The 22224-nt window shown below is 63.5% G+C and carries 24 protein-coding genes; 7 read left to right on the forward strand and 17 right to left on the reverse strand.

Annotated elements, in window-relative coordinates:
• Nucleotides 1–214: 214 nt before the first annotated feature.
• The 3 genes from KW821_RS14995 to KW821_RS15005 all read right to left on the reverse strand — a co-directional run bounded on the left by KW821_RS14995 (nucleotide 215) and on the right by KW821_RS15005 (nucleotide 2704).
• Nucleotides 215–1564 (reverse strand): sensor histidine kinase, encoded by a 1350-nt coding sequence (locus KW821_RS14995; protein WP_042654470.1) that lies wholly within the window; start codon nucleotides 1562–1564, stop codon nucleotides 215–217.
• A gap of 49 nt (nucleotides 1565–1613) precedes the next feature.
• Complete coding sequence (locus KW821_RS15000; RefSeq protein ID WP_042025200.1) at nucleotides 1614–2270, reverse strand: response regulator transcription factor; 657 nt, start codon at nucleotides 2268–2270, stop codon at nucleotides 1614–1616.
• Nucleotides 2271–2371: 101 nt separating this feature from the next.
• Nucleotides 2372–2704 carry a PepSY domain-containing protein gene (locus tag KW821_RS15005; RefSeq protein ID WP_042654339.1) on the reverse strand — a complete coding sequence of 111 codons (333 nt, stop codon included), beginning with the start codon at nucleotides 2702–2704 and terminating at the stop codon, nucleotides 2372–2374.
• Between the two features lie 63 nt (nucleotides 2705–2767).
• On the opposite strand from KW821_RS15005, the gene KW821_RS15010 reads away from it, so the two are divergent.
• Nucleotides 2768–3019, forward strand: coding sequence for a PepSY domain-containing protein (locus tag KW821_RS15010; protein WP_042654340.1), 252 nt, complete (start codon nucleotides 2768–2770; stop codon nucleotides 3017–3019).
• A gap of 38 nt (nucleotides 3020–3057) precedes the next feature.
• Here the strand turns inward: KW821_RS15010 and msrQ are convergent, their stop codons facing one another.
• Nucleotides 3058–3702 (reverse strand): protein-methionine-sulfoxide reductase heme-binding subunit MsrQ, encoded by a 645-nt coding sequence (gene msrQ / locus KW821_RS15015; protein WP_126623445.1) that lies wholly within the window; start codon nucleotides 3700–3702, stop codon nucleotides 3058–3060.
• Entirely contained in the window at nucleotides 3699–4703 is a 1005-nt protein-coding gene (gene msrP / locus KW821_RS15020; protein WP_042654342.1) for a protein-methionine-sulfoxide reductase catalytic subunit MsrP, read from the reverse strand. The genes msrQ and msrP overlap by 4 nt, the downstream gene beginning before the upstream one ends.
• Nucleotides 4704–5070: 367 nt before the next feature.
• Here msrP and KW821_RS15025 point away from each other — a divergent pair, with 367 nt between their 5' ends.
• Nucleotides 5071–5553, forward strand: coding sequence for a DUF1097 domain-containing protein (locus tag KW821_RS15025; RefSeq protein ID WP_042654343.1), 483 nt, complete (start codon nucleotides 5071–5073; stop codon nucleotides 5551–5553).
• Nucleotides 5554–5667: 114 nt separating this feature from the next.
• Here the strand turns inward: KW821_RS15025 and KW821_RS15030 are convergent, their stop codons facing one another.
• The 4 genes from KW821_RS15030 to KW821_RS15045 form a co-directional block, all read right to left on the reverse strand.
• The gene (locus KW821_RS15030; protein WP_042654344.1) at nucleotides 5668–6948 is read right to left on the reverse strand and encodes a sigma 54-interacting transcriptional regulator; all 1281 of its coding nucleotides are present in this window, start codon (nucleotides 6946–6948) and stop codon (nucleotides 5668–5670) included.
• Nucleotides 6945–7454 (reverse strand): hypothetical protein, encoded by a 510-nt coding sequence (locus tag KW821_RS15035; RefSeq protein ID WP_042654345.1) that lies wholly within the window; start codon nucleotides 7452–7454, stop codon nucleotides 6945–6947. The genes KW821_RS15030 and KW821_RS15035 overlap by 4 nt, the downstream gene beginning before the upstream one ends.
• Before the next feature lie 8 nt (nucleotides 7455–7462).
• A complete protein-coding gene (locus KW821_RS15040; protein ID WP_042654346.1) occupies nucleotides 7463–8863 on the reverse strand; it encodes an ATP-binding protein in 1401 nt (466 codons plus the stop codon).
• 102 nt (nucleotides 8864–8965) lie between these two features.
• Nucleotides 8966–9058, reverse strand: coding sequence for a YnhF family membrane protein (locus KW821_RS15045; protein ID WP_126623226.1), 93 nt, complete (start codon nucleotides 9056–9058; stop codon nucleotides 8966–8968).
• 125 nt (nucleotides 9059–9183) lie between these two features.
• On the opposite strand from KW821_RS15045, the gene KW821_RS15050 reads away from it, so the two are divergent.
• A complete protein-coding gene (locus KW821_RS15050; RefSeq protein ID WP_218292013.1) occupies nucleotides 9184–9729 on the forward strand; it encodes a 2-amino-4-hydroxy-6-hydroxymethyldihydropteridine diphosphokinase in 546 nt (181 codons plus the stop codon).
• Nucleotides 9730–9738: 9 nt separating this feature from the next.
• On the opposite strand, the gene KW821_RS15055 is transcribed toward KW821_RS15050, so the two are convergent.
• On the reverse strand, nucleotides 9739–10443 hold the full coding sequence (locus KW821_RS15055) for an SDR family oxidoreductase (RefSeq protein ID WP_218292014.1): 705 nt from the start codon (nucleotides 10441–10443) through the stop codon (nucleotides 9739–9741).
• A gap of 155 nt (nucleotides 10444–10598) precedes the next feature.
• Here KW821_RS15055 and KW821_RS15060 point away from each other — a divergent pair, with 155 nt between their 5' ends.
• Nucleotides 10599–11003 carry a CBS domain-containing protein gene (locus tag KW821_RS15060; RefSeq protein ID WP_042654349.1) on the forward strand — a complete coding sequence of 135 codons (405 nt, stop codon included), beginning with the start codon at nucleotides 10599–10601 and terminating at the stop codon, nucleotides 11001–11003.
• Here the strand turns inward: KW821_RS15060 and KW821_RS15065 are convergent.
• Nucleotides 11000–11536 carry a DUF2301 domain-containing membrane protein gene (locus KW821_RS15065; protein ID WP_218292015.1) on the reverse strand — a complete coding sequence of 179 codons (537 nt, stop codon included), beginning with the start codon at nucleotides 11534–11536 and terminating at the stop codon, nucleotides 11000–11002. The two genes, KW821_RS15060 and KW821_RS15065, sit on opposite strands and share 4 nt — an antisense overlap.
• 80 nt (nucleotides 11537–11616) lie before the next feature.
• On the opposite strand from KW821_RS15065, the gene KW821_RS15070 reads away from it, so the two are divergent.
• A complete protein-coding gene (locus tag KW821_RS15070; protein ID WP_218292016.1) occupies nucleotides 11617–12381 on the forward strand; it encodes an ABC transporter substrate-binding protein in 765 nt (254 codons plus the stop codon).
• 114 nt (nucleotides 12382–12495) lie between these two features.
• On the opposite strand, the gene asnC is transcribed toward KW821_RS15070, so the two are convergent.
• Entirely contained in the window at nucleotides 12496–12957 is a 462-nt protein-coding gene (gene asnC / locus KW821_RS15075; protein ID WP_042654352.1) for a transcriptional regulator AsnC, read from the reverse strand.
• Nucleotides 12958–13110: 153 nt separating this feature from the next.
• On the opposite strand from asnC, the gene asnA reads away from it, so the two are divergent.
• Complete coding sequence (gene asnA, locus KW821_RS15080; RefSeq protein WP_042654353.1) at nucleotides 13111–14109, forward strand: aspartate--ammonia ligase; 999 nt, start codon at nucleotides 13111–13113, stop codon at nucleotides 14107–14109.
• Nucleotides 14110–14338: 229 nt separating this feature from the next.
• Here the strand turns inward: asnA and KW821_RS15085 are convergent, their stop codons facing one another.
• The 4 genes from KW821_RS15085 to rluD form a co-directional block, all read right to left on the reverse strand.
• A complete protein-coding gene (locus KW821_RS15085) occupies nucleotides 14339–15163 on the reverse strand; it encodes an MBL fold metallo-hydrolase (protein ID WP_218292017.1) in 825 nt (274 codons plus the stop codon).
• 58 nt (nucleotides 15164–15221) lie between these two features.
• Nucleotides 15222–17795, reverse strand: a complete 2574-nt coding sequence (clpB, locus tag KW821_RS15090) for an ATP-dependent chaperone ClpB (protein ID WP_218292018.1) — start codon at nucleotides 17793–17795, stop codon at nucleotides 15222–15224.
• A 213-nt stretch (nucleotides 17796–18008) separates the two neighbouring features.
• A complete protein-coding gene (gene pgeF / locus KW821_RS15095; RefSeq protein WP_218292019.1) occupies nucleotides 18009–18746 on the reverse strand; it encodes a peptidoglycan editing factor PgeF in 738 nt (245 codons plus the stop codon).
• Between the two features lie 121 nt (nucleotides 18747–18867).
• Nucleotides 18868–19848, reverse strand: coding sequence for a 23S rRNA pseudouridine(1911/1915/1917) synthase RluD (gene rluD / locus KW821_RS15100; RefSeq protein ID WP_042654357.1), 981 nt, complete (start codon nucleotides 19846–19848; stop codon nucleotides 18868–18870).
• Nucleotides 19849–19964: 116 nt separating this feature from the next.
• Here rluD and KW821_RS15105 point away from each other — a divergent pair, with 116 nt between their 5' ends.
• On the forward strand, nucleotides 19965–20720 hold the full coding sequence (locus KW821_RS15105) for an outer membrane protein assembly factor BamD (RefSeq protein ID WP_042654471.1): 756 nt from the start codon (nucleotides 19965–19967) through the stop codon (nucleotides 20718–20720).
• Between the two features lie 175 nt (nucleotides 20721–20895).
• Here KW821_RS15105 and KW821_RS15110 read toward each other — a convergent pair whose 3' ends face one another.
• Nucleotides 20896–22224, reverse strand: a complete 1329-nt coding sequence (locus KW821_RS15110; protein WP_218292020.1) for a CoA-disulfide reductase — start codon at nucleotides 22222–22224, stop codon at nucleotides 20896–20898.

The raw sequence follows: 22224 nt of genomic DNA on the forward strand, positions 1-22224 counted from the left end.
ACCCTTCCTACACCTTAAAACAAGAGCCATATCTTAAGCCTAGCGCTCGCCCCTTGCCAGCTCGGGCAGAGACGGGAAGAGCACCAGACCACCATCATGCCGGCCGTCCCATGACGAGACGGCGTTGCTAGCTCTCCACCCTGGCCACCTGGGGCAGCGACGGAAGGGCACCAGACCACTATTATGTCGTCCGTCCCATGATGAGACGGCGTTGCTAGCTCTCCACCCTGGCCACCTTGGGCAGCGACAGAGAGGCTGCCAGGCCGCCCAGTTCGGCTCGTCCCATGATGAAACTGCCGCGATAGGCTTCGGCCAAGTCTGACACTATGTTGAGCCCGAGCCCTGAGCCCGGCACCTTCTCGTCGAGCCGCACACCGCGCAGCACCGCCTTGGCGATCTGATCCTCACTCATGCCGGGGCCGTCGTCCTCGATGCGCAGGGTGATCCAGCCCCCCAGCTCGGCGCTGGAGATGCGCAGCTGGCTGCTGGACCACTTGAAGGCGTTCTCCAGCAGGTTGCCCACCATCTCGTCGAAATCCTGCTCCTCCACCCCGACCGCCAGGTTGGCCGGCACCTGCAGATCCACCTCCTTGCCCGGATAGAGGCGGGAGAAGGCGCGGCAGATGTATTCGACCCTGGCCCGCACCGGGGTCGAGACCCCCAGGATCTTGGCGGCCCCGGTCACCCTGGCCTTACCGAGGTGATAATCGATGTGGCGCTGGATCTGGTCGAGCTGCTCGTCGATGGCGGCCCTGTCCTCCGGCGGCAACTGGGCCACCTGGTTGCGCATGATGCTGAGGGGCGTCTTGAGCGCGTGGGCCAGGTTGCCGGTGTGAGAGCGGGCCCGCTGCAGCAGCTCACTGTAGTGGTGCAGCAGCCGGTTGATGTCTTCCACCAGCGGCTGGATCTCCAGCGGATAGCGCAGCCGGAACCCTTCCTGATGGCCCTGATGCACCCGTCCCAGCTCACGGCGCAGCAGGTGCAGCGGCCGCAGGCCGTAGACGATCTGGAACATGAAGCCCAGCACCAGCCCGGCGGCGGCGAAGCCCAGCCCCAGGAACAGGCTGATGCGGGTCTTCTTCAGGGTCTGGGTCAGGACGCTGCTGTCCTTGGCCATCACCAGGGTGAACACCCGATCCGAGCCCGGCAGCAGCACGGTGCGGGTCATGATCAGCAGCGGCTCCTTGTTGGGCCCCTTGCCGACGAACAGATCCGGATCGCCAAAGGCCGACTTCAGGCCATGGGCGCTGAGGTGGGCATCCCACAGGGAGCGGGAGCGGCTGACCACGTCGCTGCCCAGCTCCAGCTGCCAGTAGTAGCCCGAGTAGGGCTGGCGATAGCGGGGATCGGCCATGGGCTCGGTGACCACAGGCAGCCCATTGGGCTGGATCTCGAGGCGGGAGAGCAGATCATAGAGCTGCAGGCGCAGGCCATCCGCCTCCGCCTCCTGCCAGTAGTTGCGCATCATGGTCTGCAGGCTGAAGCCGGTGGCGAACAGGAAGAGCCCGCACCAGACCAGGGCGATGACCACCAGCCGGCCGCGCAGGGTGCGCACCAGCCTCATGGGCTCACCCGCCACGCACCATGCCTACCGGAACAGCTCAACACCAAGGTCATTCGTTGATCCTGTACCCTAGCCCGCGCACCGTCTCGATCAGATCTGGGTGGGTCTTCTTGCGGATCCGGCCGATGAACACCTCCACGGTATTGGAGTCCCGATCGAAATCCTGGGCGTAGATGTGGTCGATCAGCTCGCTGCGCGACACCACCTTGCCCCTGTGCTGCATCAGGTAGCCCAGCACCCGGAACTCGTGGGCGGTGAGCTTGATGGGGGTGCCCTCGTACCACACCTGGGAGGCCGCCATGTCGAGCCGCACCCCGCCGATCTCGAGGATCGAGCTGGCATTGCCCGCCGCACGCCGCACCAGGGCATGGACACGGGCCACCAGTTCGGCGACCTGGAAGGGTTTGGTGAGGTAGTCGTCGGCGCCGGCGTTCAGCCCCTCGATCTTCTCGTGCAGCTGGCCACGGGCGGTCAGCACCAGCACAGGAGTGTCTATCCCCTTGCTGCGCCACTCTTTCAGCACGCTCAGGCCGTCGCGGCCCGGCAGGCCCAGATCCAGAATGATGGCGTCATAGGGTTCGGTCTCGCCGAGGAAACCAGCCTCATTGCCATCGTGGCAGAGATCGGTGACGAAACCGGACAGGCGCAGCTGTTCAGCCAGCTGGCCTGCCAGGGTCTTCTCATCTTCAACTATCAGAATTCGCATGAATTATTTTCCAAAGTGGGGGCACTTCCGGCCGCTCGGGATGAGACGCGGCGAGTCGCGGCGCCCTGTCCGGGCGGCAGCTTTGCAAGACGGTCTCGGGGTCACTCTTCTTCCAATGGCGGGCGGGGCTCGAACAGGCGTTCCAGATGGTGGCCCTTGAGCCACACCATCTCCAGATTGTCGGCGCGGTAGCCCACCTTGATGACGCTGTTTTCGCTGTCGATGAGCCGAAGCTCATAGAGCCAGACGCCATTCTCCTCCCCCAGATCGACGCGCAGCACGCGCACCGGCAGGCGGGAGGCGACCTCCATCAGCTCATGAAAAGGTCTGATCCGCCCCTCGCTGACCGCCTGTTGCAGCAGGGCCTCGTTCGGCTGGGCCGCCTGCACCAGTGCCGGCAGCAACAGCCCAAGCAGGGACAGGGCTCTATTCATGGATGATTCATCTCCCAAAACCTAACATAATGCCGTTTATAGTGTGCCAGCCATGAATCCGGAATGAATATGATCCCACGCAGTATCCTGCTGATTCTTTGCCTCTTTTCCACCCTTGGCTGGGCGGCCCAGACGCGTCTCGACATGCCTGCCCTGGTCAAGCTGCTGCTGGCACAAGGGTACCACGACATTCGGGAAGTCGAGCTGGAAGGTGACACATTTGACGTCAGCACCCTGGACGCCAGGGAGCAGAAGGTGCGGCTCAGCGTCGACGCCCACAGCGGCAAGATCACCCAACAGAAAGAGGCCGATTAGGCCTCTTTTGCTATGCGCGTCTGGATGGGTGGAGGGGATCACGCCTCCTCCAGTTTCTGGCGTTGCCGCAGCCTCTGGCGCTGGCGCCAGGGACGCAGCAGCTTCTCGCGCCGCGGCACCAACAGGGCACAGGCCAGCAGCAGGTAGATGAGCGGCTCCTGCCAACCGCTCTTGACCGACCACCAGTAATGCACCGGTACCAGCAGGGCCACCGCATAGATCCAGTTGTGCAGCCGCTGCCAGCTCGGGCCCATGGCCCGCAGCAGGGCCGGGATCGAGGTGATGCTCAGGGCCAGCAGCAGCAGCAGCGCCACCGCCCCCACCATGATGTAGCTGCGCTTCACCAGCTCGCCGCCGATGAGCCTCCAGTCGAACTGCAGATCCAGCCCCAGCCACACCATGAAGTGCAATACTGCCCAGGCCGCACACCAGAGTCCGAGTGGCCGGCGCAGCTTGACGAGCTGCCCCTGCCGCCAGCGTTTGGCGAGCGGCGAGATCAGCAGGGTCAGCAGCAGCAGGTGCAGGGCGCCCTTGCCGAGGTAATGGGTCAGCCCCTGCACCGGATCCCCTCCCAGCAAGCCGGCCGGCACCGCATAGCCCAGCCAGAGCAAGAAGCCAAGGGACGCCAGATGCACCAGGGCCCGCAGCAGGCCGATGTGACGGCCGGTCAGTCTCGGTGTCAGTACCATTTGCGCAGATCCATGCCCTGATAGAGGGAGGCCACCTCGTCACCGTAGCCGTTGAACAGCAGGGTGGGCTGGCGCTTGGCGCCGAAGATGCTGCCCTCCCCGATGAAGCGTTCGCTGGCCTGGCTCCAGCGCGGGTGATCCACCTGCGGATTGACGTTGGCGTAGAAGCCATATTCGTTCGGTGCCAGCAGATTCCAGGTGGTGGGGGGCATCTCTTCCACCAAGCGGATGGAGACGATGCTCTTGATGCTCTTGAAGCCGTACTTCCAGGGTACCACCAGCCGGATCGGCGCCCCGTTCTGGGCGGGCAGCGTCTTGCCGTAGAGCCCCATCGCCAGGAAGGAGAGCGGGTGCATCGCCTCGTCCATCCGCAGCCCCTCCACATAGGGATAATCGATGCCGCCCCCCAGGCCGCTGGACGCCTGCCCCGGCAACTGCGCCGGATCATAGAGCGTCTCGAACGCCACGAACTTGGCGCGGCTGGTCGGCTCGGCGCGGCGGATTATCTCCGCAAGGGGAATGCCGCTCCAGGGCAGCACCATGGACCAGGCCTCCACGCAGCGCAGCCGGTAGATCCGCTCCTCCAGCTCGCGCTTGTTGATGAGATCCCACACGTCCAGGGTGAAGGGCTTGGCCACCTCCCCCTCCACCTTCAGCGTCCAGGGCTCGGGTTTGAGATAGTGAGCATTGCGGGCCGGATCCCCCTTGTCGGTCCCCAGCTCGTAGAAGTTGTTGTGGCTGGTCGCCTTCTCCAGCGGGGTCAGGGTCAGCCCCTCAGGCCGGGTCGCGGCCTTGTACTGGATGGCCTTGGTGGCGGCGGCCGGGGCCGGGGTCTCGCTGGAGAAGAGATCGAGCAGACTGGCCTTGACCGGGAAGGCCAGGCTGGCGGTGCCCAGCCCCAATCCCTTGAGGATGAGGCGGCGATCCTGATAGACGGCTTCCGGGGTGACATCCCGCTCGGTGGGGTGAAGAGGGTTCGAGTGCTTGATAAACATGAAAAACTCCCGGGGCTATGAGACGACATTCATTAGACCGGCCCCGGCGAGGTTTTATTTCACAGCTTTACATCATCTGATACAGAGGCAGTGCCTTGGCCATGGTACCGGCCAGAAACAGCACTATGAACACCAGCAGAGGAACGATCACGTTTGGCACCATCAGACTCACTCCATGAGCAGGACAGGGCCTCTAACTATGGTGCAGCCCCCAAGAAGCCACCAATGAATTTTTTTCGCGAGCGCAAGCGTATTCCCGAGTTGAAAAAGGTGACTCAGATCACACACAATCCGGCCCCTGCTTGCCGCCTCTCAGCCGAAGGGTAGGCTGCCTCCTTTTCCGGATTCAACCACTGAGAGTCATGTCATGAGCCCATTGATCGCCATCGCCATCACGACCGGGATCCTCTCCGCCGTCTGGGGCGGACTGGCCGCCGCCCTCGGCCTCATCTCCTGGGTCGGCTTCCTCGGTTGCACCAGCTACTTCGCCTCGAGTGGCGGCTACAAGGCGCTGCTGCAGACCCTGCTGTGCAATGCCAGCGGCATGCTGTGGGCACTGGTGCTGATCCACGGGGAGAGCTGGTGGGGCGCCGGCATGGCGGGCTATCTGATGACGGGAGTGGTGGCGACCCTGATGTGCGCCCAGGCCAAGCAGCAGTGGCTCGGCTACATTCCCGGCACCTTCGCCGGTTGCTGCGCCACCTTCGGGGCGGCGGGGGAGTGGCGCCTGATCTTGCCATCCCTGGTGATCGGCGCCCTGTTCGGCTATCTGATGAAGGCGAGCGGCCTCTGGCTGTCCCACAAAACCCAGAAGGCCCAGGCCACGAGCAGCGTGGTCGACCCCGCCTGATCCCGACCGAGCGCCTGGTGATCGGCGTTCCGCCCGGTTATCCGATGAAGGCGAGCGGGCTCTGGCTGTCACGCCGTACCCAGGCCACGACCCGTGTGGCCAAAGCGCCTGACGTTACCCCTTCGACTTGAAGTTCGCCGCCTCGATACCGTGTCGATTCAATAGCTTGTAGAAATCGGTACGGTTGCGGCCCGCCATATTGGCCGCCAGGGTCACGTTGCCCTCTGTGGTGCGCAGCAGGCGGATCAGGTACTCCTTCTCGAACTCGGCACGCGCCTCGTTGAACGAGGGGATGCCGCCCACCCCGCCACTCAGGGCCGACTCGACCATGGCGGCCCCGATCACCGGGCTGCAGCAGAGGCTGGCGAGCTGTTCCACCACCCCATAGAGCTGGCGTACGTTACCGGGCCAGGCCGCCGCCGCCAGCAGGGCCAGCGCCTCCGGCGAGAAGCCGAGCGCGGCGCAGCTGTCGTGGCGGCTGCGGTATTCATCCAGCGCCTGGCGGGCCAGCAACGGGATGTCCTCGCTGCGGGCGCTGAGGGGCGGCAGGGTGATGTTGGCCACGTTGAGCCGGTAGAAGAGATCCTCCCGAAAGCGCCCCTCCTCCATCGCCGTGACCAGATCCTGGTGGCTTGAGCTGATGACCCTCACCTCGGGGGTGCCCTGGCCATACTCCGCCAGCACCTGCAGCAGCTTGGCCTGCAGTGACTCGGACAGGTTGCCTATCTCATCCAGAAACAGGGTCGCGCCCTTGGCCTGGGCGAACAGACCGGACTGACCATCTTCCCCGAACAGCTGCAGATCCAACGCTGGCCAGGGCAGGGCCGCACAGTTGATGGCGTGCAGCGGCTTGTCGTGGCGGTTGCTGGCCTGGTGCAAAGCCTGAGTCATCACCCCCTTGCCGGAGCCGGAAGGCCCCAGGATCAACACCGGCACCTCCATGGTGGCGATGCTGCTCGCCTGGATCAGCAGCTGCTCCATCTGCGGATTGCGGGTCTGGATCAGGGACTGCCACTCCCGCTGCTGCTTGGGTCGGGTCAGGCTGAGGGCATGCTCTATGGTGGCGAGCAGCTCATCCTTGTCGATGGGCTTGGTGAGAAAGCTGAACACCCCGGAGCGGGTCGCCTGAATGGCGTCGGGAATGGTGCCGTGGGCGGTCATGATGATGACCGGCATGCCGAGCCACTGGGACTGGATCCGCTCGAACAGCGCCAGCCCATCCATGCCCCCCATCCGCAAGTCGCTCAGCACCAGATCGGCGCGCTGCTGGCGCAGCCTGTCCAGCGCCCCTTCGGCGCTGTCGGCGGTATCCACCTCATAGCCCTGGCTGCGCAGCCGCATGCTCATCAGCTTGAGCAGGCTGGCGTCGTCATCGACCAGCAGGATGCGGCTCATGGCTGGGTCCCGCCATTGAGTTTGCGCTGGTTCAGCTGCTCATCGATGGCGCTGAGCTGCTCGATCTGGCGACGCAGGCGCTGCACCTCCTGGCTCTGATCGTCGCGGCGGCTGTCACGGGCCAGCAGCTCCTCGCCGAGGGCGATCCAGCTGCGCAGGAAGGCCTGGGCGTCCAGGCCGAGTTCGGGCAGCAGGGACTTGAGCTGATCCAGCCCGGCCCGGCGGCTCGCCACCGACTCGGAGGGATGGGTGTTGACCATGGCCAGGTTGACCCGGCTCTCGAGGTCGGTGGCACCGGTCAGACGCTGACGCTCCTGTACCCGTTGCTGGGGGTGACTGGCCAGCAGCCAGTCCGAGTATTGCAGGCGGACCTGCATCTCTTTATTGGCAAATTCCATCCGCTTGGCGAGGGCCTGCTCCGACGGCGCCGTCAGACTGGACGACGGCAGCAGGGAACAACCCGAGAGCAGGCTCATCATCAATGCGGGAACAACAAATCGTTTCATTTTGAACTTCACTTCAGATCCAACCGGAAACAGACATCAGCCTGTTCATCTTCAATCAATTTAAGTTCTCCCCCCAGGCTCATCGCCGACTCGCGGGCGATGGAGAGGCCCATGCCAGACCCCTTCAGCAGTCCTTGCCGCACCGTGCTGCCCTGCTCGAACGGCTCGAAGATCCGCTCCTGCTCGGCCTGCGGGATGACGGGCCCTTCGTTGGCCACCTCCAGCCAGCCACCGCTGGCGTCTGCCCCCGCCCGGATCCAGATCTGGCCGCCCTTGGCGCCATAGCTGACCGCGTTGGAGAACAGGTTATCGAGGATGAGTCGCAGGCGATAGGGTTCGGCCTGCAGGCTGATGGGCTCGGCCGGCAAGTGTACACTGATTTGTTTGGATTCCAGTGCCAACCGGTATTCTGTCAACAGTTCATTCAGCAAGGGGGTCAACGGCACCGGCGTCAGGCTGAAGACCTCCTGCTGGCTGAGGCGGTTGAAGTCGAGCAGCCGCTCGATCAGGGTCTGCAGCCGGCGGCTGTTCTCCTCCAGCATCTGGCAGATCTCCTGCTGATCCGGATTGAGCGGACCCACCAGCTGTTCTGACAGCAGATCCGCCCCCTCCCGCAGCACCGCGAGCGGCGTCTTCAGCTCGTGGGAGACGTGGCGCAGGAACTGATACTTCTGTTGCTCCAGCTCTTTAAGCCTATCGTGCAACCAGCCGATCCGCTCCCCCAGCAGCACCAGTTCGGCCGGGCCGTCGACCGGGCGCTTGTCCGGCTCCACGCCGGCCCCCAGGCTCAGGATCCGCGACTCAATCTGACGTACCGGGTGGATGATCAGATAGGTAAACAGCAGCACCAGCAGCAGGCTCAGCACGGCCACGAAGCCGCTGGCCCACCAGATCTCGGTCCTCAGATCGGCGATGGCGGTTCGCATGCGCACCACGTGTTCATCGACCTGGCTGCGGGTGATCACCTCCAGTTGCTGGCTGAGCTGGTTGAATTGATCGAACTTGGGGCTGGTCGCATCGCTCTTCGCCTTGCGCAAGTCCTGTAAGTCATCCAGCCAGGCCAGCGAGGTCTCGAGGCCGGCATAGGCGGCCACATCCGGGATGGATTGCTGATGGGTGGCGAGCAGCTCGCGGTAGTTCGCCAGCTGCTGCTGGTAGCTGGCGAGGATGCGATCATCCCCCAGCACCGCGTAACGCCGCAGGGTGCGCTCCAGATCGACGGCCTGGGTCGTGAGCAGGGTCGCCCGGCGGGTATCGCGCACCGCCCGCTCCAGCTCGTCGCTGGTCAGCTGACTCAGGTGAGATAAGGCCTGGCTGTCGTGCCAGATCATGCCCCCCAGGGGCATCAGGACCAGGACGAAGCCCATCAATACCACCTGTAGCAGGGAACGGGGGCGTACCTTGGTCATCTTGTGCTGTCTCGACTCTTCATGGGGGGCCCAGCATATCCGCACTGCATCAAAAAGCAAAACCGGCCGAATGGCCGGTTTGATGCGATACGGGGATGGTGCTCACGCCAATCCGACGGATGCCACACAGATGATCAGGATCACTGCCAGGGCCCCGGAGGCGGTCAACAGCGCCCATTTCAGCTCAACACTCATGCAAACCTCCTTTCTGCCAATCAGAGTTGGATCACAACAGATAAAACTATGTTAATTCATAGTAAATCTGATAACCGTGAGCTGCGTATATATTTCAGACGAGACCAACCAAAGGAATGGCAAGCATGTTCTACCTGTGCAGCATTGGCTCAAATCTTGACCCCGCCCATCACGTCAGCCTGGCCGTGGGGGAGCTGCTGGCGCGCTTCGGTCACCTGCGCCTGAGTTCGGTGATCCAGACCAAGCCGGTGGGCATGCGCTCGCACCACGACTTCCTCAACTGTCTGTTCATCGTCGAGAGCGAGCTGTCGCCGCCCCAACTGAAGGCCGAATTTGTCAGCATGGAGCTGGCCCACGGCCGGGATCGCAGCAATCCCCACTGCAAGGTGACGGACCGACCGCTGGATATCGACATCCTGGCCAGCGGCCCGGTGGCGGACTTCGCCGGCAGCCCGGTGGATGCCTACCTTTGCGAGTTGCTGGCCGAGTGCCATGGCGGCGGTCAGGTGCAGGATCCCAAGGTGGCGCTGCGCCTGCACAGCAGCAAGGTGTTTGCGGAGCAGCGCTTTGGTCAGGCCCCCGTCGATCTCTGGCAGCCAGAGCGTGAGCAGGGCCAGGTCATCGTCCACCCGGACGCAGATCCCCACCATGTCGCCACCCGTCATCACTAGCCTGAGCACCTAGATGACGGCCAGGGCCCGGCCACCGTCCACTCTGATGCTGGCCCCCGTCATGTAGTCATTGGTCATCAGCAGTGTGACCGCCTGCCAGATGGGCTCCAGCCCCCCCTCCCTGGCCAGCGGCGTCCTGGACAGCACCTGCTGGCGCCAGGCGTCGCCGTGTTCATCGAGAAACAGTATGGGGCCCGGCTCTATGGTGTTGACCCGCACGGCCGGGGCCAGCTCGCGGGCAAAGCTCATGGCGAGCGAATGAGCCCCCGCCTTGGTGGCCACATAGGCGGCAAACTGCGGCGCAGGGGCGTGAATATAGATGTCGGTGATGTGGATGATGCTGGCGTTGTCATGGCGGGCCAGCCGGGGCGCCAGCGCGCGATTGAGCTGAAACGGCGCCGCCATGTGCACCCGGTAGAACAGCTCGAACTGGGCGAGCTGCGCCGCCGGCTCGCTGGCCTCTGGTTCAAACGCCGAGGCATTGTGGATGATCAGCGCCAGATCGTCATGGGCGCTGAGCGCCCCGATCAGCCGCTCGACCTCCGCTGCCTGCGCAAAGTCCGCCTGCACCAGCTCCACCCCCAGGGCCCGCAGATGGGCCAGCTCGGGGCGTTCGCTGCGATAGCTGCCCGTCACCTGCCAACCCGCAGCCACCAGTTGCTCGCACAGGTAGAAACCCAGTCGGCGGCCACAGCCCGTCACCAATGCACGCATAGCCTCTCCTTGTGTCATTAACCATCCTGGCCAACCTTTCTCGGGCAAGATGATGCTGCTGTCATTTGCCTATCAATGCCCGAGGCAGAACCCATTGGCCGCGTCGTCGGGGGCAAGGGCATAGTGGCCTCATTGAATCTTATGGAGCCACCATCATGCTACAAGTTCGCGATCATATGCAGCGCCTGACCCACTCACTCAGCCCCCAACTCGGCCTGGCCGAGGCGCTGGACCGCTTGCACCAGGCCGGATTGAGCGGGCTGCCGGTGCTCGACGAGCGCCAGCAGCTGATCGGTTTTCTCTCCGAGCAGGACTGCATTCCCAGCCTGCTCACCGGCAGCTATCACTGTGACAGCCGCACCCGGGTGGAGGATCTGATGAGCCACACGCCGCTCTCGGTCGCACCGGATGACAGCATCCTGGATCTCGCGCGCCAGATGACGGGCTCCAAGCCCAAGATCTACCCCGTGTTGCAGCAAGGCAAGGTGATCGGCATCATCAGCCGCCCACTGGTGCTGCAGGCACTCAACCGGCAGATGAAGAGCTGTCAGGCCACCTAGAGCTGATAGCGCCCCCTGTCACCGATATCGAAGTGCAGGGGCATCCGCCACTTGGCCAGACTGAGCAGACAGAGCAGCAGGCCGCACATCAGGGCCACCAGGGCGACGGCCCAATCGAGCCGGGCCCACTCCAGCAGCCATAACAGTGGCAGCAACAGGGGCACCGCCTTGATGCCGGGGATGGCGAAGCAGAACTGCTCCTTGAACGCCAAGCCGGAGAGCGTTGCCAGCCCGGCCCCCAGCACCAGTGCATCAGGTGCGCCGCAGGCCGCCAGCATCAGCCCGCCCCAACCCAATCCCTGCAGCAGGAAACGGACTCGCTTGTCATAGATGTGCAGGCAGAACCCGCACAGGCCGCTCGCCACCACCAACGCCGTCAACCAGAGGCGTTGAGGTAAAAAATCCTGCCCGATCAGCAGGCTCCCCCCTCGACACAACAGCAGCAAAGCTGCCAGACTCAAGCCGAGACGATAGAGACAGACCGAACATTTGTCGATCGGGTCCAGTTCACTTTCTACTTCAGGATTTGCCATCCGGGGTCGCCTCTGTTGCCTATCTGCCGGCCAATATACCCAAATGCAGGTGAACCCGCCCCATGCGTAGGAGATGTGATTTGCGCAGCTTGCTGCTGCTCTGCCTGTTGCTGCCCTGTTGGCTGTCGGCCAAGGAGCTGGTCATCGGCGGCACCCTGGAAGCACCGCTGAAGTCGCTGGATGCCGCCGCCAGGCCCTATGGCCTGGATGTGGATCTGGTGACCGCCATCTTCGGCGCCCTCAAGGTGCCCATCAGGATAGAGCTGACCGATTCGGGGGCCAGGCTCACCCGCAATGCCAAGATGGGTGAGTATGATCTGTTGATGAGCCTCTCCCACAAACCGGAGCGGGAGAGCTATCTGATCTACCCCAAACAGGCCCATATCCGCCACAGCTGGCACTTCTTCGCGCGCAAAGCCGACCTGGACAAGATCCACTACGACACCCTGGCAGACCTCAAGCCCTGGCGCATCGGCATCACCAAGGATTACGCCTACACCCCTGAGCTGAGCGCCGCCGAGCAGGATCCCGACTACCACTTCCAGCAGATCCCCCTCAACCAGTTGCAGCTGCGCAAGCTGGTCGCCGGCCGCATCGATCTGGTGCCCATGTCACTGGTGACCGCCTTCGGCCAGATCCGGAAGGAGCACCTGGAAGACAAGCTCGGCTACCTGCCTAAGCCGCTCAAGACCAACCCCTACTACCATGTCTGGTGCAAGGCGCGCGCCGATGAGCAGACCCCGGCCCTGATGGCGGCCTACGACGCCGAACTGCTGCGCATGAAGCAGGACGGTCGCCTCAAGGCCCTCTACGACAGATACGGCATCCCCTATCTCGAACCCTGATCCTCGGCCACAGAGGTGATCAGGGTTTCACATCCCGCAGGATAGGGTTCTGCAACGAGCTCAGCGTCTCCATAGGGAAATGGATCTCATCCCATACACCGGAGCGGGCAATCATCAGGGCTTCACATCCCTCAATATCGGGTTCTGCAACGAGATCAGGGTCTCGGTGGACTGGATCTCGTCTATGGTCTGGATCTTGTGGATCAGCACCGTCTGCAGCTCGTCGATGGAGCGGGTCATCACCTTCATGAAGATGCTGTAGTGGCCCGTGGTGTAATAGGCCTCCACCACCTCGTCCAGCGCCTGCAGCTTGGCCAGCGCCGAGGGGTAATCTTTCGCACTCTTGAGATTGATGCCGATGAAGCAGCAGACGTCGTAGCCCAGCTTCTTCGCATTCACCTGCACCCTGGTGCCCTCGATGATCCCCGCCTGCTTCATCTTCTCCACCCGCACATGGATGGTGCCCGGGCTGACCAGCAGCTGTTTGGCCAGCTCGGCATAAGGAATGCGCGCATTGTCCATCAGGGCGGTGAGGATGGCCTGATCGAGATTATCGATCCGATAATTTTCTGGCACTTTTTTGCACTCCCGTTAACGATATCTCAGTAATACCCCGAACATTTTGAACAAAAAAATACGTAAAGCCTATTTCTATTGTCGAATATTGAATTTAGTACGCCATCTGTTGAAGAATCGCTACATCCAACGGGTTTGAAACAGGTATTTCCCATGAAACAGCACTACATTCGCAGCCAACAACAGATCAGCTTCGTCAAAGAGATGTTCTCCCGCCAGCTCGCCCAGCAGCTCGGTCTGATGGAGGTGCAAGCCCCCATACTGAGCCGGGTCGGTGATGGCACTCAGGACAACCTCTCCGGCTGTGAGCATGCGGTGCAGGTCAAGGTGAAGACCCTGCCGGAGCACAGCTACGAGGTGGTGCACTCCCTGGCCAAATGGAAGCGCCAGACCCTTGGCCGCTTCGGCTTCGGCCCGGGTGAAGGCATCTACACCCACATGAAGGCGCTGCGCCCGGACGAAGACAGACTCACCCCCATCCACTCCGTCTATGTGGATCAGTGGGACTGGGAGAAGGTGATGCCGAGCGAGCGCCGGGATCTGGCCTACCTGCAGGAGACGGTGCGCGGCATCTGGGCCGCCATCAAGGCCACCGAGCGCGCGGTCTGTGCCGAGCACGAGCTGACCCCCTTCCTGCCGAGCGAGATCCAGTTCCTGCACAGCGAAGAGCTGCTGAGCCGTTACCCGGATCTGGATGCCAAGGGCCGTGAGCGCGCCATCGCCAAGGAGCTGGGGGCCGTGTTCCTCATCGGCATCGGCGGTGCCCTGTCCCACGGCGAGCGCCACGACGTGCGCGCCCCGGACTACGACGACTGGAGCAGCGAGAACGATCTCGGCCAGGGTCTGGCGGGGCTGAACGGCGACATCCTGGTGTGGAACCCGGTGCTGGAAGACAGCTTCGAGATCTCCTCCATGGGGATCCGGGTCGATGCCGAGGCGCTGCGTCGCCAGCTCGCCACCACAGGGGATGAGGATCGCCTGCAGTACGACTGGCACCAGGCACTGCTGGCAGGAGAGATGCCGCAGACCATAGGGGGCGGCATAGGCCAATCCCGTCTGGCCATGTTGCTGCTGCAAAAGGAGCACATAGGTCAGGTCCAGGTCGGCGTCTGGTCGGCCGAGATGAAGGCCGCTGTGCCGGGCATGTTGTAAGCAGATTGATGCCTTGCACCTGGCTGGAGGCTGCTCAGGCAGCAGATCGGTCGGGTGCAACGCGAAGTGTGGCCACCCGGGATGGAGAGCGCATCCCGGGCAGGCTGTAAGGAGGGTGACCGCGGTTTGCGGTTCTCTTCGAAACCGGGGCTGCCCCTGCGACCCGCTCAACCCACGTCAGGTCGCATCGAATACATTCCTCTCGGCAATCCTCGGATTGCCGCTTTTTTTATGGCCGGAACACATGTTCAAAGCCCGCCCCGATCTGGGTCTGCCCCGGCAGCCCGGCCTTCCGCTTGCCGGTGCAGTGGCAGGCGAAGAGGCTGTCCACCCCTTCCCGTTGCAGATAGAGCCCCAGCGCCTCCGCCCGCCGCGGGCCGGAAAACTTGAGGTGCAGGCCGCCGATGACGGCCTGGATCCGCTCGTCGCCGCATATCTCCCTGGCCCGCTGCACTATGTTCTCGACCCCGGCATGACCGCAGCCGATGAAGATGATGAGACCCAGCTCACCCTTGTAGGCCAGCGCCGAGTCATCGCTGATGAGATCTTTCTCCACTCGGCCGCCACGCAGCATATAGCCGAGCAGGGAGGGGGCGGCCCGATCGCGCCGCAGTATGGATCCCAGGAATACCAGCCGCTCGGATAGCCAGACCGGCTCGGCCGAGCAGTGGGGGTTCAGCCCCCTGGCCGCCAGTTGCAGCGGATCCAGCTCACCCGAGAGGCGGTAGAGGTTGTAGCGCCGGGACAGCAACGGCAGGAAGTAGCCGCGCTCATTGAACACATCCGGGCAGGCGATCAGCGGGATGGGATCGGGGTAAACAGGCAGGGAGCCGATGCCACCCACATGGTCGTAATGACCGTGGGACAGCACGACGTGGGTGAGGGAGCCGAGATCCATGCCCATGAGATCGGCGTTATGGCGCAAGGCCCGCCCTCTGCCGCTATCGAACAGCACCTTGAGGCCATCGCACTCCAGCACCATCGACAGCCCTCGCTCCGGCAGACAACCTGGGCTGTGCACCTCGTCATCCACCAGCACTGAAAACTTCAGCATGCTATCTCCTTGAAAGCAAAACGCAGGCACGAGGCCTGCGTCTTGATCGATAACCCCATCACTGGGTCATGGTGAGGCCGCTGCTGTCGGCCCCCAGCAGCAATTTCTTGCCGGGGATGACCCGACCGCTGAGCAGCGCCTGGGCCAGCGGGTTCTCCACCTTCTGCTGGATCGCCCGCTTGAGGGGACGCGCCCCGTAGACGGGATCGAAACCGGCATGCACCAGCTTGGTCAGCAGCTCCTCGCTCACCTCCACCTCGAAGCCCTGGGACTCCAGACGGCCCATCAGGCTCTTGAGCTGGATGCGGGCGATGGACTTGATGTGATCCTCGCCGAGCGGGTGGAACACCACAGTCTCGTCGATCCGGTTGATGAACTCCGGTCGGAAGCTGCGGGTCAGCAGCTCCATCAACAGGGCCTTCATCTCCTCATAGTCCTTCTCGGCATAGTGCTCCTGGATCAGATCCGAGCCGAGGTTGGAGGTCATGATCACCACCGTATTGCGGAAATCGACGGTACGGCCCTGACCATCGGTCAGACGACCATCGTCCAGCACCTGCAGCAGGATGTTGAACACATCCGGGTGCGCCTTCTCCACCTCGTCCAGCAGGATCACCGAGTAGGGGCGACGGCGTACCGCCTCGGTCAAATAACCCCCCTCCTCGTAGCCCACGTAGCCGGGAGGCGCCCCCACCAGCCGCGCCACGCTGTGCTTCTCCATGAACTCAGACATGTCGATGCGCACCATGGCGTCCTGGGTATCGAACAGGAACTCGGCCAGCGCCTTGCACAACTCGGTCTTGCCCACCCCGGTCGGGCCGAGGAACAGGAAGGAGCCGATCGGTCGGTTCGGATCGGACAGCCCGGCCCGGGAGCGGCGAATGGCGTTGGAGACGGCTTCCACCGCCTCTTCCTGGCCGATCACCCGGCTGTGCAGTTGATCTTCCATCCGCAGCAGCTTGTCCCGCTCCCCTTCCAGCATCCGCGCCACCGGGATCCCGGTCCAGCGCGCCAGCACATCGGCGATCTCCACGTCGGTGACCCGGTTGCGCAGCAGGCTGGTCTCCTGCATCTCGGCCTGGGTGGCGAGATCGAGCTGCTTCTCCAGCTCGGGGATGCGGCCGTATTGCAGCTCGGACATGCGGGCCAGATCCCCGGCGCGGCGTGCCACCTCGAGATCCTGACGGGCCTGCTCCAGCGCGGCCTTGATGTGCTGGGTACCGGCCAGCGCCGCCTTCTCGGCCTTCCACACCTCTTCCAGCTCGTTGTATTCGCGCTCCTTCTCGCCGAGCTCCTGGTTGAGCAGATCGAGCCGCTTGCGGCTGGCGTCGTCATCCTCTTTCAGCAGCGCCTGCTGCTCGAGTTTGAGCTGGATGATGCGCCGCTCCAGCCTGTCCAGGGATTCCGGTTTGGAGTCGATCTGCAGCCGGATGCTGGCCGCCGCCTCGTCGATGAGGTCGATGGCCTTGTCCGGCAGCTGGCGATCGGCGATGTAGCGGTGCGACAGCTGGGCCGCAGCCACGATCGCAGGGTCGGTGATCTGCACATGGTGGTGCAGCTCATAACGCTCCTTCAGGCCGCGCAAGATGGCGATGGTGTCCTCCACCGAGGGCTCCTCCACCAGCACCTTCTGGAAGCGGCGCTCCAGGGCGGCATCTTTTTCCACGTACTGGCGATATTCATCCAGGGTGGTGGCACCGACGCAGTGCAGCTCACCGCGCGCCAGGGCCGGTTTGAGCATGTTGCCCGCGTCCATGGCCCCCTCGCCCTTGCCGGCGCCGACCATGGTGTGCAGCTCGTCGACGAAGAGGATGACGTTGCCCTCCTCCTTGGCGAGATCGCTGAGCACCGCCTTGAGCCGCTCCTCGAACTCACCGCGATACTTGGCACCGGCCACCAGGGCCCCCATGTCCAGGGAGAGCACCCGCTTGTTCTTGAGCCCTTCCGGCACCTCGCCGTTGATGATGCGCTGGGCCAGCCCCTCGACGATGGCGGTCTTACCGACACCGGGGGCCCCAATCAGCACGGGGTTGTTCTTGGTACGGCGCTGCAGCACCTGGATGGTGCGGCGGATCTCTTCATCCCGCCCGATGACGGGGTCAAGCTTGCCGAGTTCGGCCCGCTCGGTGAGATCGACGGTGTACTTCTCCAGCGCCTGACGGTTCTCCTCGGCGTTGGCGTCATCGATCTTCTTGCCGCCACGGACCTTGTCGATGGCCTGCTCGAGTTTCTCCTTGGTCAGGCCCTGGGCGCGCAGCAGCTCCCCCAGGTTGCCCTTCTCGTCGAGGGCCGCCAGCACGAACAGCTCGGACGAGATGAACTGATCCTTGCGCTGCTGGGCCAGCTTGTCGCAAACGTTGAGCAGCCGGCCCAGGCCATTGGAGAGCTGCACGTCCCCCTCGACGCCGCTCACTCTGGGCTGGCGGTCGAGCTCCTCGCCGAGGCGCGAGCGTAGGGCGTTGATGTCCATCCCGCACAGGGTCAAGAGCGGACGAATAGAACCGCCATCCTGGTTGACCAGGGCGGTCATCAGGTGAGCGGGTTCGATAAATTGATGATCACGACCCAGTGCGAGTGACTGGGCATCGGAGATAGCTACTTGGAATTTACTGGTCAGGCGATCGAGGCGCATTGCACTCCCCCCTTTGAAACAGACGCCGCCCTGGGCGGCAACAACAGAACTTTCTGACAAGGAAGATGAGGTCAAGGGCCGCGATTTCAAGGGGAAGGGCTGTTTATTTTTCCCTCAATATGGGGATCGGAGGGAGCCGCCCCGGCCAGGCAAGGGCGGCCATCAGATCGCTCCGGCCATCACGGCAGAAACAGGCATCGAGGACGCCCCGATTCAGTCCACCAGCCAGATGAGCGAGGCCATGCGGCCGGTCTGGCCGTCGCGGCGATAGGAGTAGAACCGCTCGTCATCGCTGAAGGTGCAGTGCTCGCCGCCATAGACGGCGCTCACCCCGGCGCGGGCCAGCCGCAGCCGGGCCAGCTGGTAGATGTCCGCCAGCCACTTGCCCTCGTTGACAGAGGGCGCGAAGGCGGCGGCCGCCTCGGCCTGCTCGGCCAGGAAGGCGTCGCGCACCTCGCCCCCCACCTCGAACGCCCGGGGGCCTATGGCCGGCCCAAGCCAGGCGAGCAGATCAGCCGGCTCGCAGCCCATGGCGGCGATGCTGGCCTCCAGCACGCCATCCTGCAGCCCGCGCCAGCCGGCGTGAGCGGCGGCCACCCGGGTGCCTGCCCGGTCGCAGAGCAACACCGGCAGGCAGTCGGCGGTCATCACTATGCAGACCAGGCCGGCCTCGTGGGCGCAGGCCGCATCGGCCTGCGGCGTGGCGCCGAGCGCGTTGCTGACCGGGTGGACGGCGGTGCCGTGTACCTGATCGAGCCAGTTTAGCCGACCCGGGATCCCGGCCGCCTGCTGCAGCGCGGTGCGATTGGCCTCGACCCTGGCCGCCTCGTCGCCCACATGGGCCCCCAGGTTCAGGCCGCGAAAGACCCCCTCGCTGACACCGCCATCCCGGGTGGTCGACAGCGCCCGCACTGAGGCCGGCGCCGGCCAGTCAGGTACGATCCACCTCATCTTCTCTCCTTCATTTTCAACAAATAAAAAAGGGGCTCCTTATCTGTCATCAGCTAAGGAGCCCCGTTTGGCCTGCTATCCGGGCCTGGTTACGGCAGAAGCCGACGCAGGCCTCGATCGATCAGCCCCAGACCAGATCGTCCGGGTTGGCCAGGGTATCGGCACGCAGCACTTCCATCAGATCCAGCATGTCTTGCGGGGTGGCAGAGTGCCACTCCATTACTTCGCCGGTGATGGGGTGCGCCAGCTTCAGCATGGTGGCATGCAACGCCTGGCGGTGGAAGCCGCGCAGCGCCTGAGTCAGCTCCGGAGTCGCGTTGCGCAGCAGGCGCATACGGCCACCGTAGGCGGGATCCCCCACCAGTGGGTGCTTGATATGAGCCATGTGCACGCGGATCTGGTGGGTACGCCCCGTCTCCAGCCGCAGACGCAGTCGGGTGTGGCCACGGAACTTCTCATGTACCCGGAAGTGGGTCACGGAAGGACGGCCATTGGGCACCACAGCCATGTGGGTACGCTGGGTCGGGTGACGGCCGATGGGGGCGTCCACTGTGCCGCCTGCGGTCATGTGACCGATGGCGATGGCTTCATACTCACGGGTGATCTGGCGCGCCTGCAGCGCCTCCACCAGATGGGTCTGGGCCGGTACCGTCTTGGCGACCACCATCAGACCGGTGGTGTCCTTATCCAGACGGTGCACTATGCCGGCACGGGGCACCTCGGCAATGCCGGGGTAGCGGTGCAGCAGGGCGTTGAGGATGGTGCCATCCGGTGTGCCGGCGCCCGGGTGAACCACCAGGCCAGCCGGCTTGTCGATCACCAGGATGTGTTCATCTTCATAGATGATGTTGAGTTCGATATCCTGAGCATCCCAACGGGTGTCATCTTCCAACTCGACATCTACATGTACCTGTTGCCCTGCCAGCACTTTCTCGCGCGGGGTGTTGGCAACCTGACCGTCCAGGGTCACTCTGTCCTGTAAAATCCACTCCTTGATGCGGGTTCTGGAGTAGTCTGGAAACAATTCAGCCAGGGCCTGGTCGAGTCGCTGCCCGAATTGGTGATCCTGAAATTCGCCTGTCAGTTCAATATGCTGGCTCATGTATGGTCTCTTGAGCGGGGGTATCAATTCGAAATAATCCGGGTATTCTAGCTTTTCTTTTAGCCAAGCATAACGGATACTTTGCCAATTTCGTGGAAATGGACCGGATGTTGTTGATGGGAAAGAAGTCTCACCTGCTGATGTCGCTCGCCTTGATCGCTACCCTGATCACTGGCTGTTCCAGCACCAAACCCAAGGTTCCCGACGAACCGCCGGAAGTCCTGTACCAACAGGCACGCCTCAAGCTGGATACAGGTAACTACCTGAATGCCATCGAGTTACTGGAAGCATTGGACTCACGCTACCCCTTCGGTGCCTACTCCAGCCAGGTTCAGCTTGACCTGATCTACGCCTACTACAAACAGGATGATACCGCCCAGGCCATCGCCAATATCGACCGGTTCATCCGCCTCAATCCTGCCCACAAGAACATAGATTATGTGTTCTACATGCGTGGCCTGACCAACATGGCGGCGGATTACAACTTCTTCCAGGACTTCCTGGGGATAGATCGGGACGACAAGGACCCCTCCTACGCCCGTCAGGCCTTCCAGGACTTCAAGACGCTGCTGCAGAACTACCCCAACAGCAGCTTTGCCGCCGATGCCCGTGCCCGCATGATAGGTCTGAAGACCCGTCTCGCTCGCTACGATCTGGGGGTGGCCGAGTATTACGTGAAGCGTGATGCGCTGATCGCCGCCGCCAACCGCGCCAAGATGGTGGTCGAGACCTATCCCGATACCGTCGAGACCGAGAAGGCGCTGGAGATCATGGTCAACGCCTACGATACCCTGAAGATGCCGACCCTGGCCCAGCACGCCCGCGAGGTGCTGGCCAAGAACTACCCGGACAATCGCCTCGGCCGTGGCTGAGTGAGACCGGAACAAAAAACCGATGCCTAGGCATCGGTTTTTTTATGGGCGCGATCCGGGCGCGACCAGTGCTGCGTCCGGATGCCTGCTCTACTTGGCGACATTGCCCGCTACGTTGAGCACATCCCACGTATGGGAAAAGAGCGCATAGGCAAGCGCCGCCATGACGGTCCGGCTACTTTGCCACATTGCCCGCTACGTTGAGCACATCCCAGGTGCGGGAGAAGGGCGGCGCGTAGGCGAAGTCCAGCATGCCGAGCTGCTCGGTGGTGACCCCCATGGTGATGGCCACCGCCAGCGCATCGATACGGTGCACGGCCCCCTTGCGCCCCAGGATCTGGCCCCCCAGCAGGCGCTTGCTGCCCGCCTCATACACCAGCTTGACGTGGATGTCGGACTGGCCAGGGCAGTAGTTGGTGTGGCACTTGTCCTTGATCAGCACGGTGCGATAGTCGATGCCCAGCGCCTGCGCCTCCCGCTCGGACAGGCCGGTGCGGCCCGCCTCCAGCCCTAGCACCTTGAGCGCCGCAGAGCCTAACGTGCCTGGGAATTCCTGTTCGGCACCGGCCAGGTTCTCACCCACCATGCGCCCCAGCTTGTTGGCGATGGTGGCGAGCGGCACATAGACCTGTTGCTGCTTCACGCTGTGCCAGACGCTGGCACAGTCCCCCGCCGACCAGACGTTGGGCAGCGAGCTGCGGCCCTGCCGATCCACCTCGATGGCGCCGTTGGCCAGTCGTTTGATGCCGGTATCGGCCAGGAACTCGGTGTTGGGCCTGACCCCGGTACAGACCACCACTATATCGGCCTCGTAGCAGCCCTGGTCGGTGCGCACGCCACTGACCCTGCCCTCCCCCAGCAGCGCCTCCACCCGCTCTCCCAGGTGCACAGAGACGCCCTGCTCACGCAGCTCGGTCTCGATGTGCTGAGTGATCTCTGAATCGAAGGCATCGGGGATGACCCGATCCGCCAGCTCGATGAGGCGCACCTCCTTGCCCTGATGCACCAGCGCCTCCACCACCTCCAGCCCGATGAAGCCGGAGCCGATGACGACGGCTTTCTGCTTGCTGCCATCCTGCACCGCGGCCTTCAACGCCAGGCCATCGGCCAGACGGCGCAGGCCGAACACCCCCTCCTGCTGCAGGCCGGGGATCGGCGGCATCTGCTCGCGGGCGCCGGTGGCGATCATCAGGCGATCGTAATGGTCGCTGAAGCTGTCGCCGTTGTGCTCGACCCTCAGGGTCTGATTCTTGGCATCCAGCGCCAGCACCCGGTGGCCGGTCTTGACCTCGATCCCCTTGGCGGCGAACTGCGCCGGGGTGAACTCGGCCATGTAGCCGGGCTCCTGGAAGTCGTCGCCGACGAAGTAGGGCAGCCCGCAGGCCCCGAAGGAGATCACCTCGGAGGCCTCATAGACCACAATCTCGGCATCCTTGGCCAGACGGCGGGCCTTGGCGGCCGCACTCATGCCGGCGGCTTCGCCACCTATGATCACAATACGCAT

It is taken from the genome of Aeromonas sp. sif2416, from assembly GCF_019218665.1.
Classification (GTDB): Bacteria; Pseudomonadota; Gammaproteobacteria; order Enterobacterales; family Aeromonadaceae; genus Aeromonas; species Aeromonas encheleia.

Coding starts and splice junctions, on each gene's coding strand:
- KW821_RS14995 (WP_042654470.1), bottom strand. CDS start 1,564: ATGAGGCTGGTGCGCACCCTGCGCGGCCGGCTGGTGGTCATCGCCCTG.
- KW821_RS15000 (WP_042025200.1), bottom strand. CDS start 2,270: ATGCGAATTCTGATAGTTGAAGATGAGAAGACCCTGGCAGGCCAGCTG.
- KW821_RS15005 (WP_042654339.1), bottom strand. CDS start 2,704: ATGAATAGAGCCCTGTCCCTGCTTGGGCTGTTGCTGCCGGCACTGGTG.
- KW821_RS15010 (WP_042654340.1), top strand. CDS start 2,768: ATGAATATGATCCCACGCAGTATCCTGCTGATTCTTTGCCTCTTTTCC.
- msrP (WP_042654342.1), bottom strand. CDS start 4,703: ATGTTTATCAAGCACTCGAACCCTCTTCACCCCACCGAGCGGGATGTC.
- KW821_RS15025 (WP_042654343.1), top strand. CDS start 5,071: ATGAGCCCATTGATCGCCATCGCCATCACGACCGGGATCCTCTCCGCC.
- KW821_RS15030 (WP_042654344.1), bottom strand. CDS start 6,948: ATGAGCCGCATCCTGCTGGTCGATGACGACGCCAGCCTGCTCAAGCTG.
- KW821_RS15035 (WP_042654345.1), bottom strand. CDS start 7,454: ATGAAACGATTTGTTGTTCCCGCATTGATGATGAGCCTGCTCTCGGGT.
- KW821_RS15040 (WP_042654346.1), bottom strand. CDS start 8,863: ATGACCAAGGTACGCCCCCGTTCCCTGCTACAGGTGGTATTGATGGGC.
- KW821_RS15045 (WP_126623226.1), bottom strand. CDS start 9,058: ATGAGTGTTGAGCTGAAATGGGCGCTGTTGACCGCCTCCGGGGCCCTG.
- KW821_RS15050 (WP_218292013.1), top strand. CDS start 9,184: ATGTTCTACCTGTGCAGCATTGGCTCAAATCTTGACCCCGCCCATCAC.
- KW821_RS15055 (WP_218292014.1), bottom strand. CDS start 10,443: ATGCGTGCATTGGTGACGGGCTGTGGCCGCCGACTGGGTTTCTACCTG.
- KW821_RS15060 (WP_042654349.1), top strand. CDS start 10,599: ATGCTACAAGTTCGCGATCATATGCAGCGCCTGACCCACTCACTCAGC.
- KW821_RS15065 (WP_218292015.1), bottom strand. CDS start 11,536: ATGGCAAATCCTGAAGTAGAAAGTGAACTGGACCCGATCGACAAATGT.
- asnA (WP_042654353.1), top strand. CDS start 13,111: ATGAAACAGCACTACATTCGCAGCCAACAACAGATCAGCTTCGTCAAA.
- KW821_RS15085 (WP_218292017.1), bottom strand. CDS start 15,163: ATGCTGAAGTTTTCAGTGCTGGTGGATGACGAGGTGCACAGCCCAGGT.
- clpB (WP_218292018.1), bottom strand. CDS start 17,795: ATGCGCCTCGATCGCCTGACCAGTAAATTCCAAGTAGCTATCTCCGAT.
- pgeF (WP_218292019.1), bottom strand. CDS start 18,746: ATGAGGTGGATCGTACCTGACTGGCCGGCGCCGGCCTCAGTGCGGGCG.
- rluD (WP_042654357.1), bottom strand. CDS start 19,848: ATGAGCCAGCATATTGAACTGACAGGCGAATTTCAGGATCACCAATTC.
- KW821_RS15105 (WP_042654471.1), top strand. CDS start 19,965: ATGGGAAAGAAGTCTCACCTGCTGATGTCGCTCGCCTTGATCGCTACC.
- KW821_RS15110 (WP_218292020.1), bottom strand. CDS start 22,224: ATGCGTATTGTGATCATAGGTGGCGAAGCCGCCGGCATGAGTGCGGCC.